This is a genomic window from Sulfurospirillum arsenophilum NBRC 109478, from assembly GCF_000813345.1.
In the GTDB taxonomy this organism is placed as follows: domain Bacteria; phylum Campylobacterota; class Campylobacteria; order Campylobacterales; family Sulfurospirillaceae; genus Sulfurospirillum; species Sulfurospirillum arsenophilum.
Genome location: NZ_BBQF01000001.1, coordinates 845,930 through 859,965, shown reverse-complemented (window position 1 = coordinate 859,965; position 14,036 = coordinate 845,930). Strand labels below are relative to the sequence as shown.

14 protein-coding genes are annotated in these 14,036 nt (G+C 40.7%); 6 read left to right on the top strand and 8 right to left on the bottom strand.

What is annotated here, in order from left to right; genetic code table 11:
- Window positions 1-25 precede the first annotated feature (25 nt).
- The 3 genes from SAR02S_RS04245 to SAR02S_RS04235 all read right to left on the bottom strand — a co-directional run bounded on the left by SAR02S_RS04245 (window position 26) and on the right by SAR02S_RS04235 (window position 3,968).
- Complete coding sequence (locus tag SAR02S_RS04245) at window positions 26-2,092, bottom strand: TRAP transporter permease (protein WP_041957147.1); 2,067 nt, start codon at window positions 2,090-2,092, stop codon at window positions 26-28.
- A 158-nt stretch (window positions 2,093-2,250) separates the two neighbouring features.
- A complete protein-coding gene (locus SAR02S_RS04240; RefSeq protein WP_041957145.1) occupies window positions 2,251-3,192 on the bottom strand; it encodes a TAXI family TRAP transporter solute-binding subunit in 942 nt (313 codons plus the stop codon).
- 179 nt (window positions 3,193-3,371) lie between these two features.
- A complete protein-coding gene (locus tag SAR02S_RS04235; RefSeq protein ID WP_041957143.1) occupies window positions 3,372-3,968 on the bottom strand; it encodes a lactate utilization protein in 597 nt (198 codons plus the stop codon).
- A 122-nt stretch (window positions 3,969-4,090) separates the two neighbouring features.
- Between SAR02S_RS04235 and SAR02S_RS04230 the strand changes: the two genes are divergently transcribed.
- The 4 genes from SAR02S_RS04230 to SAR02S_RS04215 all read left to right on the top strand — a co-directional run bounded on the left by SAR02S_RS04230 (window position 4,091) and on the right by SAR02S_RS04215 (window position 7,351).
- Complete coding sequence (locus SAR02S_RS04230; protein ID WP_041957141.1) at window positions 4,091-4,801, top strand: YebC/PmpR family DNA-binding transcriptional regulator; 711 nt, start codon at window positions 4,091-4,093, stop codon at window positions 4,799-4,801.
- An 80-nt stretch (window positions 4,802-4,881) separates the two neighbouring features.
- Window positions 4,882-5,307 (top strand): MarR family winged helix-turn-helix transcriptional regulator, encoded by a 426-nt coding sequence (locus tag SAR02S_RS04225; RefSeq protein ID WP_041957139.1) that lies wholly within the window; start codon window positions 4,882-4,884, stop codon window positions 5,305-5,307.
- 47 nt (window positions 5,308-5,354) lie between these two features.
- Window positions 5,355-5,939 carry an NAD(P)H-dependent oxidoreductase gene (locus SAR02S_RS04220; RefSeq protein ID WP_041957137.1) on the top strand — a complete coding sequence of 195 codons (585 nt, stop codon included), beginning with the start codon at window positions 5,355-5,357 and terminating at the stop codon, window positions 5,937-5,939.
- A 65-nt stretch (window positions 5,940-6,004) separates the two neighbouring features.
- Complete coding sequence (locus SAR02S_RS04215) at window positions 6,005-7,351, top strand: alkyl/aryl-sulfatase (RefSeq protein ID WP_198133070.1); 1,347 nt, start codon at window positions 6,005-6,007, stop codon at window positions 7,349-7,351.
- A gap of 36 nt (window positions 7,352-7,387) precedes the next feature.
- On the opposite strand, the gene SAR02S_RS04210 is transcribed toward SAR02S_RS04215, so the two are convergent.
- Together SAR02S_RS04210 and SAR02S_RS04205 are read right to left on the bottom strand one after the other, a co-directional pair.
- Entirely contained in the window at window positions 7,388-8,035 is a 648-nt protein-coding gene (locus tag SAR02S_RS04210; protein ID WP_041957136.1) for a response regulator, read from the bottom strand.
- On the bottom strand, window positions 8,032-9,483 hold the full coding sequence (locus SAR02S_RS04205) for a sensor histidine kinase (RefSeq protein ID WP_084218442.1): 1,452 nt from the start codon (window positions 9,481-9,483) through the stop codon (window positions 8,032-8,034). Before SAR02S_RS04205 ends, SAR02S_RS04210 begins: the two co-directional genes overlap by 4 nt.
- Before the next feature lie 152 nt (window positions 9,484-9,635).
- Between SAR02S_RS04205 and SAR02S_RS04200 the strand changes: the two genes are divergently transcribed.
- The gene (locus tag SAR02S_RS04200) at window positions 9,636-10,463 is read left to right on the top strand and encodes a MipA/OmpV family protein (protein WP_052433522.1); all 828 of its coding nucleotides are present in this window, start codon (window positions 9,636-9,638) and stop codon (window positions 10,461-10,463) included.
- A 104-nt stretch (window positions 10,464-10,567) separates the two neighbouring features.
- Here SAR02S_RS04200 and SAR02S_RS04195 read toward each other — a convergent pair whose 3' ends face one another.
- Window positions 10,568-10,807, bottom strand: a complete 240-nt coding sequence (locus tag SAR02S_RS04195) for a helix-turn-helix domain-containing protein (protein ID WP_041957134.1) — start codon at window positions 10,805-10,807, stop codon at window positions 10,568-10,570.
- 149 nt (window positions 10,808-10,956) lie between these two features.
- On the opposite strand from SAR02S_RS04195, the gene SAR02S_RS04190 reads away from it, so the two are divergent.
- Window positions 10,957-12,558: a methyl-accepting chemotaxis protein gene (locus tag SAR02S_RS04190; protein WP_041957133.1), complete on the top strand. Its 1,602-nt coding sequence runs from the start codon at window positions 10,957-10,959 to the stop codon at window positions 12,556-12,558.
- Between the two features lie 38 nt (window positions 12,559-12,596).
- Here the strand turns inward: SAR02S_RS04190 and SAR02S_RS04185 are convergent, their stop codons facing one another.
- Together SAR02S_RS04185 and SAR02S_RS04180 are read right to left on the bottom strand one after the other, a co-directional pair.
- A complete protein-coding gene (locus SAR02S_RS04185) occupies window positions 12,597-13,256 on the bottom strand; it encodes a LysE family translocator (protein WP_232293983.1) in 660 nt (219 codons plus the stop codon).
- A 17-nt stretch (window positions 13,257-13,273) separates the two neighbouring features.
- Entirely contained in the window at window positions 13,274-13,963 is a 690-nt protein-coding gene (locus SAR02S_RS04180; protein WP_041957131.1) for an MOSC domain-containing protein, read from the bottom strand.
- Between the last annotated feature and the right edge of the window lie 73 nt (window positions 13,964-14,036).

Genomic DNA, 14,036 nt, shown 5'->3' with positions numbered 1-14,036 from the left:
GCTCCTGAACTTAGACATAACGCCATCATTGTTTATGGGTTTTCCACCAATTCCATGCAATAAACATAAACCCTAACACAAATCCAATCTGATCGGTCAAAGGAATCGCTGCAACCAACAAAGCTGCTGTAGAGGCAGCAATGACACGCTCATACATATGCAGTGGTGACCACAAATACCCAATCGCTGCGCAACCCCATAGATAGATCGCAAGCAGCGCTTTAATCACGATGTAAACAACGGCTAGAGCCGTCGGATCACCTTGAAGCATCAACGCTGGGTCGTACACTGCCATAAACGGAACAACGAAGCCTGCTATGGCGATTTGTGTTGCTTTAAAACCAATTTTCATGGCTGAAGCTTTGGCGATGGAAGCTGCCGCAAAAGCAGCAAGTGCAACTGGAGGTGTGAGGTCAGCCATAATGCCAAAGTAAAAAACGAACATATGGCTTACGATGAGCGGAACACCCAGTTTCAACAGTGCAGGTGCCGCGATAGAGCTTGTGATGATGTAGTTCGGAATGGTAGGAATTCCCATTCCCAAGATCAAACACGCTACCATCGTTAGAAGCAAGGAAAGAAAGAGACTTTTCTCTCCAATTTCGAGGATAAACCCAGCAAAGTTCGATGCCGCACCCGTTAGTGTTAAAACACCGATGATAACACCGACAATAGCACAAGCGATTCCCACACCCAGTGCTTGTTTTGCACCATCAATAAGCGCTGTTTTCATCGTTCTAAGCGTATCGCGCCCACCTTGAACGACAAAGTTAAGAAGTACTAAAAGAGCAATGACACCAAGTACGGGAACAATGCCCCAGGCTAAAAAGCTAGATGCACCAAGGGCGATGGCCACCCAAAAGACATAACGTAATGCAACTTGGGAAATGCGCGCAGCAAGAGCTGCGCCTAAAATCAATACAGACGTGAGTGTCAAACCCATCATTCCTGCAAACATCGGGGTGAAGCCATGAAAAAGCATATACACCAAGGCTGCGAGTGGAAGCGCTAAGTACCAGCTTGCTTTGAGCTCTTTCCAAGGGTTGGGACATTGATCGGCAGGAATTCCTAAGAGTTTCAATCGCCCTGCTTCAAGATGCACCATCCAAAAGGCAGTAAAGTAATACAGCATTGCAGGAATAATCGCCGCCATAACAATGTCAGCGTATGGCACATTCAGCGTCTCTGCCATAATGAACGCCACCGCCCCCATAACAGGAGGCATAATCTGTCCACCCATGGATGCTGTTGCTTCTACTGCACCTGCGAAAACTGAGGTGTAGCCAAAGCGTTTCATTAACGGAATGGTGAATTGACCAACGGTTAAGACATTGGCAACGCCTGAGCCAGAGATGGTTCCCATGAGTCCTGAAGAGATGACTGCAACCTTAGCCGGTCCACCTTGAGCACGACCAACAAGACCAAGAGCTAGTGCGTTAAAAAGGCGAATCATTCCCGCATGCTCTAAAAACGTTCCAAAGAGAATAAACAAGAAGATATACGTAGCTGAAACAAGCGTAGGTGTTCCTAAAATGCCATCGCTTCCTAAGTAGAGTTGGCTCACGATCTGATCAAACCCAAAACCTCGATGTGCTATGGAAAGAGGCAAGTATTGACCGAAAAAGCCATACGCCAAAAAGATGCCACACACCAAGGTCAGAGCGAAACCTACAACACGCCTTGCAGCTTCAAAAACAAGAACACTTGCAGCCGTTGCTACAAAAAGATCCATGCTCGTCGGATCACCCGAACGCTCAATGAGATCTGCTTCAAAAACCAGATGATAAAAACCAAGCGCAAACCCAAAAAGAGAGAGAAAAAGGTCATACCAAGGAATACTCTGTTGTGTGCGACCCTTTGACGTTGCAGGGTAAAGCATAAAAATCAAGAAAACCAAAAAGCTTACATGTAAAGCTCTAATAATCAAACTTGAAAATGGATGAAACGCCGCAACAGAGATCTGATAAGCAGAAAATGCGAGCGCACCAAACATCACCAAACGTGATGCCCAGCCTATAAGCTGTCGCTGGTGCCCATGCTCTTCAAAATCGGAAGTATCTTCGTGAACTTCCTCGGTTAATAAGGCAGACATACTTATTCCTTCAACTGTTTTTATTAAAGTTCTTCCAGAACTCTGAACACGTTTTTAAAGCAAAGCTTCAAAAACTACGTTAACACTGGGTTTTCTTAGGCAGAATACCCACACACCCTTGGTGCTTGACTTCTTACAAATTTGGTTTTGTAAGAAGTCTATTTAATAATACCCATCTCTTTGTAGTATTTTTCAGCTCCTGGATGCAATGGTGCTGGAGGATTTTTCGCTGCATTTGCAAGGCTAATACCCTTCGCTGCAGCGTGTGCAGCAACCATTTGGTCTAGGTTTTCAAACATTGTTTTGGTCATAGTATATACCGTTTGTTCTGATACACCAGAATGGGTTACAAGGAAGTTTTGAACAGAAACGGTCTTAACGTCGCTCGTTTGACCTTCATACGTGTTGGCAGGAATGATGCCTACTTGGTATGCAGGATCGTCAATTTTTTTGACAATCTCTTCAGGAATAGTCAAGAAAACCACTTTTTGAGAGGTCGCAAGATCGCGAAGCGCAGCAACACCAGCTCCCGATGAAAGCAATGTGACATCAAGCTGTCTGTTTTTCATAAGCTCTACAGACTCGGCATAAGAGAGATACTCAACTTTAGAGAAGTCTTTGTAACTCAGCCCTGCTGCTGCGAGAATGGCTCTTGAGTTCAGCTCCGTTCCTGATTTTGGAGCACCTACAGAGATACGCTTACCTTTGATGTCAGCAAATGACTTGATGCCAGAATCGGCTGCGGCAACAAAGTGAATGTAGTTTGGATAAAGCGCTGAAATGGTGCGAAGTTTAGAAAGAGGAGCTTTAAAGCCTGCTTCCGCATTGCCTTTATACGCATCGGAAAGTGAATCGCCCAAAGAAATCGCCGCTTCACCACGTCCGGCTTGAAGCAGATTGAGGTTTTCAACACTGGCTTTGGTCGCTTGAACCGCAGTTTTAGAATCAGGAATCGCTTTGGCATACATTTGCGAAAGCGCAACGCCTAGAGGATAGTAAATACCGCTTGTTCCACCGGTGAGAACATTGATAAACTCTGCCGCGTAAAGCGATGCCCCAAGACACACTGCCACAGCACCCACTAAAAGTGATTTTTTCATAGATTGCTCCTTATTAAGTAATTTACATGTAAAAACAAAAGCTTGTTGTTGCGTTTTATTCTAGTGTTCACTTAACAACAAGCTTCTTATAATTCTACTTTAATGCAAATTTCCTTGGAAAATCTAAAAATGTCACACCTTTAGCTGTTTACATGTAAAATGCTTCGTATAGAAACATCTTAATAACCAAGCACCTCATCGACTAAAATAATCGTCGTACGACCTTCATCATCACCATTAATATACGAGAATTTTTTACCAATATTGCTCATGTTATGACGTGGTTCTTTGCCCAAACTAATCGCAAGGTTATTCATGCGCTCAATGTTCTTAGGACTTGCCACATCGTGTATGCGTTTAAAGCCCTCTTCCACGTTTTCAACGAGTTTGTTAATGCCTGCAATGATGAGTACTTTTTTAGGTCCAAATATCTGCGCAGCTACTCTGTTTCCACTGCCATCGGCATTGACAAGTTCGCCATTTTTAGTGAGTGCATTCGTACTGGTGATGTAAAGATCCGCAAGAATGCCTTTATGCCTACGCTCGCTATTTTCTTCCATGCTAATGCCTGCTTCGTACTGATTAAAAAGTGTAATGTCTTTACGAGAAGTAACATAATCATAAAGTCCTATTTCTTTAACTGTCGTTGAGCCACCAAGACCTATGCTCATATGTGGTTTAATGAAACTCATAGCAACGCTGAGAGCTTCTTCTTGCGTAGGAACGCAAATCAGCTCAAAGCCATGTTTTTTATAGATTTTTTTGAGATTTTCCATCATATTATCCTTTGAATTTGCGAACGTTCTTGGAATTATAGAAAAAACTCTTATTTTAAACAAGGTATAAACAAGCTATAATAGTGCACTATTAAGAACATTACAACAAGGAATTGACCCCTATGGGAAGAGCGTTTGAATACCGAAAAGCATCAAAAATGAAACGATGGGGAAATATGTCACGCGTATTTCCAAGACTTGGCCGAACGATTATGATGGCAGCGAAAGAAGGCGGTGGAGACCCTGAGAGTAATGCAAAACTCCGTACAGCGATCCTCAATGCCAAAGCTGAGAATATGCCTAAAGACAACATCGATGCGGCCATTAAGCGAGCCCTTGGCAAAGATGCTCAAACCCTAAGTGAAGTCACCTTTGAAGGCAAAGGGCCTCATGGTTCACTCTTTTTTGTGGAATGCGCAACCGATAATAACACACGAACAGTAGCGAACATCAAAAGTGCGTTTAAAAAAGCGGGCGGCGAGATGGTTAACAATGGCTCACTCGAATTTATGTTCTCTCGTAAAGCCGTTTTTGAGTTTGCAAAGACTGCGGACATGGACATCGAAGAGTTAGAACTTGAACTCATCGACGCTGGACTTGAAGAGATCGAGGAAGAAGAAGGCATAGTGCTTGTCTATGCAGACTACACTAACTTTGGAACGCTCAATGCAGCGTTTGATCGCCTTGGCATTACTCTGACTAAAGCTAACTTAGAGCGCATCGCCAATAATCCTGTAACATTTAGCGAAGAGCAAATGGTTGATGTAGATAAAATCATCGAAAAAATCGAAGACGACGACGACGTTCAAGCCGTTTATACCAACATCGGTTAATCCTTAGGGCTTTACATGTAAAGCCCTAAATTTCTTTTTTCCTCTTGACTTTTGTTAGACATCTAACTATAATACTCCTCATGAAACCTAGAATTACTATTGCACGCATCAGCAGAATTTCAGACAAAGCCCATCGCTTCATTATTCAAGAACTTGAAAAACGAGGCATCTATGGCATCGTGCCATCACATGGCGGTATATTGTCATTTCTTTACAGTCATGAGAATATTACAATGAAAGAGCTTGCGGAAAAAATCCATCGTAGCAAACCAACTATCACTGTACTGGTCGATAAACTGGTTACTTTAGGCTATGTGCTCAAAGAGAAAAGTGACACAGATAGCCGCGTAACCTACATTCGTTTAACCGAACAAGGCAAGGCGTTTGAGAAAGATTTTCAAGAGATTTCGCAAAGTCTGAACACTAAAATTTTTCAAGGGATTTCAGAAGAGCAGATGAATGTGGTCGATCCTATTTTGGAAAAGATCATGCACAATCTGAAGTAGTTTTTTTAAACCAAAAATAGTTAGATATAAAACTAAAAGGAGTTATTATGAATCATCTTATCGTTTATGCTCATCCCTTTGAGGATAGCTTCAATCATGCCATTTTAGAAAATGCGATCAGTTCGCTTGAGAGCAAAGGACACAGCGTTGTGGTGAGAGACCTCTATGCACTTGGATTTAACCCTGTTCTTTGCCCTCTAGATTTTAAAGAATTACGCAGTGGTAATACGCCAGACGATATTGAAACCGAACAAGCGTACATCAAAAATGCCGATGCCATCACCCTCATCTACCCTCTTTGGTGGACGGGGATGCCTGCAATTTTAAAAGGCTATATTGATCGTGTTTTTGCGTACGGTTTTGCTTACCAATACACCAAAGAAGGTACTGTCGAAGGATTACTTTCAGATAAAAAAGCTCTTATGATTACCACGCAAGGCACGCCAAATGCGTACTATGATGCGTCAGGAATGACAAAAAGTCTAAAGCAAACAACTGATGAGGGAATTTTTGGGTTTTGTGGTGCTAAAACACTAGATCATCTCTTCTTTGGAGGAATTTCTACGAGTGATGATGCGATGCGTAAAGAGATGCTTAAAACTGTTCAATTAACGCTCAAAGAGCTTTTTTAACCCCTTATGAGAAAAAGTGGGCAGGCTAGAATACACTTAACACTAAATATCTAAAAGGTAAAGATATGAAATATGCTCTCTTATGCACTTTAGCCATTATGGCTAGTAGTCTGTTTGCAGCATCCGAATCAATCAAAAATACTGTCGATGAACAATCCTTAAAAGCGTTTTCATCGACAGCCTATCCAAAGCAAGTCACAGAGATCATCCCAAATAAAGTCTATCATGTCATGGGATATGCACATAGTAATGCAAGCTTTATCATTGGTGATACATCGGTTATTTTAATTGATACACTTGATTCGGAATCAAGAGCGATGATGTTGAAGAAAATTATTGCAGAGCATACCAATAAGCCTGTAAAAACGATCATTTATACCCATGGGCATCCCGATCATCGTGGAGGAGCTGGGGTTTTTATGGATACTCAGCCAGAAATTATTGCATCAGCACCTATAAAACCTATTTTAGGGAAAATGAATGCATTAAAAGAGGTCTTTGATCTACGAAGCATCAGGCAACATGGCTATCAGTTAAGCGATGAAGAAGCGCTCTCTCAGGGCATTGGCATCCGTGAAGGCATCACCACGAAACAAGGAGATAGACAACTTTTTGTTGCACCAACTACTATCATTACTGAGCGAAAAGTAGTACGTGAAATTGATGGTGTTACTTTTGAACTAAATGGCGTTCTTGGTGAGACAGATGATCATTTACTGATTTGGTTACCTTCCTACAAAGTTCTTTTCAGTGGCGATAATTATTATGGTTGCTGGCCAAATATTTCTCCCATTCGTGGAGGACAATATCGTGATATAAGTGCATGGATTGATACGTTAGAAAAAATGCTCTCGTATAATGCCAAGTACGTCTTACCAGGGCATACGCGTCCACTTATGGGAGAGTCTAATGTTAAAGAAATTCTCACCAATTACCATGATGCTATTGAGTTTGTCTTTAACGAAACACTCAAATCTATCAATCAAGGTTTGAGTATAGACCAAGTCGCTGAAGTGGTTAAATTGCCCGAAAAATGGGCTAAACTTCCTTACCTTGGTGAATATTATGGAACGGTTGAGTGGACTATCAGGGGTATATTTACTGGCTACATTGGGTGGTTTGATGGAAACCCAACAAAAATACATCCTTTACCAGCAAAAGAGCATGCCCAAAAAACCCTCGCACTTATGGGTGGGAAAAAAGCTGTGATTGTTGCAATACAAGACGCTTTGAAGAAAAAAGATGCACAATGGGCTATTGAATTAGCAGATATTATTTTAGCAGTAGAGAGCAACAATAAGGCTGTTAAACAGCATAAAGCCCAAGGTCTTATCATCTTAGCGAACAAAGAAACCAGTGCAAATGGACGTCATTATTACTTTGCTTATGCTAAAGAGTTATTGGCTGATTAAGCGTGACATTTGTAAAGGGGTAAGATAAAATCTATCTTATCTCTTTACAAGCCCCTGACGCCATGCATATACCGCAACTTTGGTTCGATCCGTTAAATAGAGTTTACTTAGGATATTGCTGACATGCGATTTTACAGTTTTTTCTGAAATATTCAGATGCGTTGCAATATCCATATTCGACGATCCTTCTGCAATATAATGCAACACTTCCATTTCGCGACTTGTTAAATCCTCATGGAACTGTTCATCTTCCATTTTTGTTGCAACAACTTTTTCGAGTGCTTTTGCTACACGCGGACTTATGATACTTTCTCCGCGTGCCGCTTTCCGCACGGTACAAATAAGGTCTTCTGGTGTTGTATCTTTGAGTATATAAGAAATAGCTCCTGCTTGTGTTGTTGGCACCACGTATTCATCGCCTTCATGTGAAGTTACCATGATAATCTGGCTACGAGGACTCACTTTTTTAATCTGCCGTATCGTATCAACGGCTGGTTTATCTGGCATAAATAGGTCAAGCAATACAACATCAGGTGCATATTGCATCGCAGCACTCACAGCTTCCATACCAGATTCCACAACAGCCATCACTTGAATATCCTCAGCAGTGGAAAGAAAAGCTGTTAGCCCTTTGCGAACCATTGCATGGTCATCAGCAAGAATAAGTGTAATTTTTTCAGTCATGATTCATTTCTCCATGAAAGGGTGATTTGAGTTCCCACACCTACGGTGCTTTTAATGTCAAATGTTCCATCTATCAGTTCTTGTACGCGCTCGTGCATGGAAATAAGCCCAAGTCCTCCTGTTTTTTGCTCAGTCATAAAGCCTACTCCGTTATCGATGATCGTAAGGGTAATAGTCTCGGAGTGTCTTTCACTTGCAATCACGATCTTAGACGCCTTACCATGGCGCACTGCATTGATTAGCGATTCTTGAACAATGCGTAAAATATGATGCTCCGTATACGTATTACACTGGAGAAATTCAGAATACTTTAGTTCTATGCTTATGCCAAAACGGCGCTTGAAATCTTCAGCAATCATAACGATACGTTCAAATAATGAAGTGTTATTGCCTTCTATGGGGTGCAGTTGCGTGATAATTTCCATGAGATCATGCTGTGCTTCGCGAGTGATAGCTTCTGCCTCAAAGATATGTTCACCAGCAACTTCCATTGCGGCAGACTTGGTCTTGATGGTTGCCATCTGTAAACCCAAAGCAAAGAGCTTCTGTTTTACCGTATCGTGAAGTTCACGCGCCAGACGGTTTCGCTCATCACTTATGGCAAGATTTTGTTTCAAATTCAGATACATCTCCAAATCTCGTGCCATGTTATTAAGATGTTCACTATGCCGCATCAGTACATCATCATTTGGCAGAGAAATCTTCTTTTGAAAGTTACCTTGCCGCCAGCTTTCAGTAATCTCATTCATTTTTTGCAATTGCTTCGTTACATAACGAGATGCAATGAGTCCACAGATAATACCTATCGGCACCGAAAGCAATAAAACCTTACCCCATATGTGAAACAGAAAAATCATGACACTCTTAAACTGTATCCATGGATCAAATTCAGCAATATACACAATGCGTAAATGTCCGATGAGTTCTTCAGTGTCATGCTTTATAAGTTCCTTATCCGCTAAGATAGCTCCGTTTTTTGCTAGCCATATAACACTGTTTTTTATTGCGTCCTGACTTTTTATTTTGCTAAGATAGGGTGATATTTCTTTTGAAAAATCATCAAAATCCGATATCAAAGGGTAACCATTTTTATCGATTATCTCAATATACACCTTTGGAGAGCTAGAGCTTGTAATACGGTAAATTGAAGAACCACTCCCTTGCTCCAAGTTTATCAATTTTTCACGGATATTATTGCGAGCTTTGTTTAACCATTCGATGTTATTCGTATCAAGAATGGCTTGTGTAACAATAAGCTCTTCACTGTCTATGATCCTTTCAACATTTTCAAGCGTAATGGCTGTATGAAAATTAGTGTAATTGTTGATGCTGTTGAGCATTATGGCAATTAAGATGATGGCAAAAAAAGAAAGCAACGCATAGCTTATCGCAAGCTGACACCACAAACGATTCATAAAAGTCAGATAATAGTTGAATAAATTTTTCATACCTTCATTATAAAATAATTTTATAAAAAAGACATCAGTCTAAAGTCTGATGTGTCATTATTTGTTGTATCTCATACTTTAGACCGATGTGCAAAATATAATAATCAGCTATATTTCCAAACACGTAAATCACACTTAAAAGGAGCTATACTATGCCATACAATTCACGTTCAATCTCATTTATGAGTCTTACTATACTTATTGCAATATTTACGCTCAATGCCTTTGGCAAAGACATACCAAATCGTCCTGAACCCATACAAACAGATCAGGTTACTTCTGCGCTATTTGCAGAGGAGAACTGGGCTTTTACACTTGGTGGTGGCATGATGTATAGAGCAAAATATGAAGGTTCGGATAATTACCATGCTGTATTTATCCCTGACATCTCAGCTAGGTATAAAGACGGTTTGATTTTTGCAAATTGGAATGGAATCGGGAGTTATCCCATTAATGAGAAAAACTATAAAATCGGTGCTTCAATAAGCCCATCTTTTGGTAGGAAAGAAAAAGATGATAGAGAAAATCTACGAGGTATGGGCGATATTGATACTGGAATCGTAGTCAATCTTCTTGGAGAATATGATTTTGGGCCTATGAAACTTTCAGGAAAGATCTCAAAGGGAGATAAAGAATATGGCACAACGGCAAAACTAGAGGTAAGCAAGACATTCTCACTGACAGAACAGCTTAAATTAAAGGTTGCCGCGGGTAATACATGGGCGGATGAAGAGCATATGCAAAGTTATTTTGGCATTTCTCCAGCACAAGCAATGCGTTCTGGCTATAACCAATATGAGGCAAAATCTGGAATGAAATCTGCTGGAGTTTCGATTGATACATTCTATTCGATAACTAAAAACTGGGAAGCTAAAGTTATGCTCACGGCTGATAAATTGTTATCTGATGCCGCTGATAGTCCACTAACAAAAAAAGATTTGAACACGGCTACAATGGCTACGCTCAGTTATAAATTCTAATCTGAGAATAACGTGGTCTTGCCAAAAAAGTATCCGTTCAATTAACGCTCAAAGAGCTTTTTTAAATCCTGTGAGAGCTTTACATGTAAAGCTCTCTTTCTTCACTAAAATAAATCTTTAAAAAACTCTCGAATATCCACTTCTAACACCTCTGCAATTTTACAAAGATGTTCAATATTAAACTTTTTATTTTGTATGCCAAGTTCTGCTTTTGCATAAAATGCTGCGGATGAATGACCAATGGCTAAAGCCATTTCAAGTTGACTCTTATGCCTCTTTTCTCGTAATTTTTTTACGTTATTTCTTATCCGAGTATGCAATTTATCAATATTGACACTACACATAATCTTCCAAAACACTACCTATCAAGTTTAATTTTTCATGAGTTTACTTTTATAAAAAGTTTACTTCAACGTCCTATAGGACATTGCGCATGTAGAGGATTAAGTTATATACTCTTAGCTTTATGAGATTTTACACAAAAGGATATTAAATGTTAAGGACAATTAGGGCGAAACTCCTCTTTTTACTGGTTATTTTTCTTGGTACCACTGGAGGCTTAACGTATCTTCTTATTTCAAATACGAGCGGTGCGCAAAAAGTCGCATCGAAGATTGATTCTATAGGAGAAGCTCGCGCTTTAAGTGCTATGCTCGGTACGTATGCACGGGGATATCAACTATCATTTGATAGCAAAAATTTTGAAGGTTATTTCAAGACAGATAAAGACCTTATAGAGCATATGAATATCATTCAAAAAACCACAACAGACACCACACAATTAGCATTATTAGAAAGTATTCGCAAAGAAGCGACGAATTACAAAACTGCCAACGAAACGCGTTTTAAAATCATTAAAGAACATACGCACAATACGAATTCACCAGAGTTTTTAATCACTAAAGATGGACAAGTACTTAAAAAACTAAGCGAGGAAGGTGCGGAACACTACTTTAAGCTTCAAGAGATGATCGATCAACTCACCACAAAAGTACAAGAATCTGAATTTGCTATTTTAGAGAATGCAAAAATAACAGGTATCATCACATCGACCATCTTATCAATCATCGTAACACTGCTCTTTTTATTTATTATCAGTAAGATTCGCCTCTCCATTCAAAAAGCATCAGATGGTTGTGCATACATTGCACAGAACAAAGATCTGCACTATAAAATAGAAACGGGTGATAACGATGAAATTGCTCATATGATGGGCATTTTCAATGCTCTTTTAGCGCAACTTGCTAAAGCCATCGATGAAGCAAAACAGGGCGCTCATGAAAATGCTGCTGTGGCAGAAGAACTCTCAAGCACATCACTTCACATTGGTAAAAGTACCGAGAATTCCGCACGTGAAATCGAAGAGACAACCCAAGCAACCGAAGCGGTGGTCTCTATCCTAGAGCAAAGTGCCAAAAGCTCTAACCAATCAGGACAAGTCATAGCCACGGTTTCAGATGAACTCGCCAATGCCTCAGAAGAAGTTCTCTCTGTTTCGGATGAACTCAAAAATGTAGTGGTTAACCAAACCGACCTCTCATCAAGACTGGAACACCTCGACCAAGATGTTGAACAGGTCAAACAAGTGCTCTCTGTCATTGCAGACATTGCAGAACAGACCAATCTTTTAGCGCTTAATGCTGCCATAGAAGCCGCACGAGCGGGGGAACATGGACGTGGATTTGCCGTTGTTGCCGATGAAGTGCGAAAGCTTGCAGAACGCACGCAAAAAAGTCTTGTGGAGAGTAATGCAACCGTTGCTGTCATCGTCCAATCTGTCAGCACAGCTTCTGAGATGATGCGCAAAAGTGCTACGGAGATACAACACCTAGGAAATCGTGCAGAAACAACTCAAACGCTCATGCTCACAACCGTCACCAACATGAACAATGCCAAAGAAGTCGCGCTAGAGACGGCAAGTGAAGCCAACTTGGGACGCGAAAAAGCCATCAACGTTATTGAACGTATTCGCAATATCAGCACCATTTCAAATTCAAATGCAAGAAGCGTAGAAGAGATCGCTTCTGCAGCAGAACATTTGGCTAAACTCTCTGAGGGACTAAACCTAACACTCTCACAATTTAAAACCGCATAAACACACTCAATGAAGAGCTTTACATGTAAAGTTCTTCATTACTTCTGCGTTGAAGAAGCCAGCTGTATGCCAAGTCCTGCAAAGGTCAGAGCAAAACCACGTCTTAACCATGTTTGAACACGATGAGATTCTATAACACTGTGGCGAAAACCATGCGCCAAAAGACCATAAATAACAAACACCACAAAGGTCATCAACATAAACACGGCACTTAACACCAACATATCACCCAGTGGTGATGTCGTTTCAGGTGCAACAAATTGCGGTAAAAATGCCAAAAAAAAGATGGTCAATTTTGGATTGAGGATGTTGAGTAAAAATGCTTTAGTCGCCAAAGAGAGCGCACTTGAACGCGAGGAGAGAACTTGAGCTTCAAAACCACTTTTATCTCTCCATGTCATGATTGCAAGATAAAACAGATACAAAACACCTGCAAATTTTAAGACTTCAAACGCAAGTGCACTCGTGTGCATAATGGCAGCAAGTCCAAAAATCGTTGCCAAAAGATGGGGCACAATGCCTGCTGTGCATCCAAGAGCAGCATAAACACTGGCTTTTCGACCTTGTGCCAACCCTGTTGAGATGGTAAACAAAACACCAGTGCCTGGAATTAGAACAACAATCAAAGAGGTAATAAGAAATTCAATGCTAATCATAACAAGAGCTCCCGCATAATAATGATGGGGAAATTTTATCACACATTATCTTTTTAAACTTACTCTGTTTTCATATACCCAAGGTCACTCTCATGACTCAACCGTTTTACAATGCTCTCTTTGTAAGAGCTAGCCAGAGAGGGTATCTCTAAAATTGTTTCAAGCATGCGTTGATACTTCTCAGGCTCATAGAAGGCTTCATTCGCCTCTAAAATGGAAATCCGCGGGGTTTCTTGCCTAATGACTCGAATCTCATCGCCTGTGCCAATGATGCCCTCTTGCAGCACTTTATAGTACCACCCTGTAAGTCCACTGGTAAAAATCTCATTGGTAAAAGCTTTATGATTCCATCTTCGTGAGATTTTCCAACATGGTTTGCGTGGCTGAGAGACTTGCAAGAGAGCCGTGCCTATCTGGTGAATTTCACCCAATATAACGTTACTTTCATGCAAACCCGTCATAGTCAAATTCTCAGCCAATGCCCCAAAAGGTAAATATTTGAGACCTAAGAACGAAGCCCAATGGGCATAGTTTTCGTAGCTGTTAACAAAAATGGCTTTGTCTACTCCACCGTGGTGTATTTTATCGGCGACCTCATCACCCGATAAACCACTGAAACTGACATAAAGAGGTGTTTCGCTCACCTCTTTAAAGGAAGCACTCCGCCACTCTTTTTCTAAAAAATCTTTCGACCCTGCATCACCATAAGTTTGCGCACGTCCCACTTGTACCGAGAGTACTTTCGCCATTACGCTCACTCCTTGATCTTTTTTGCACATTCTAATACAACACATCAAATTTTGCTTTGATGCACATCAAAAA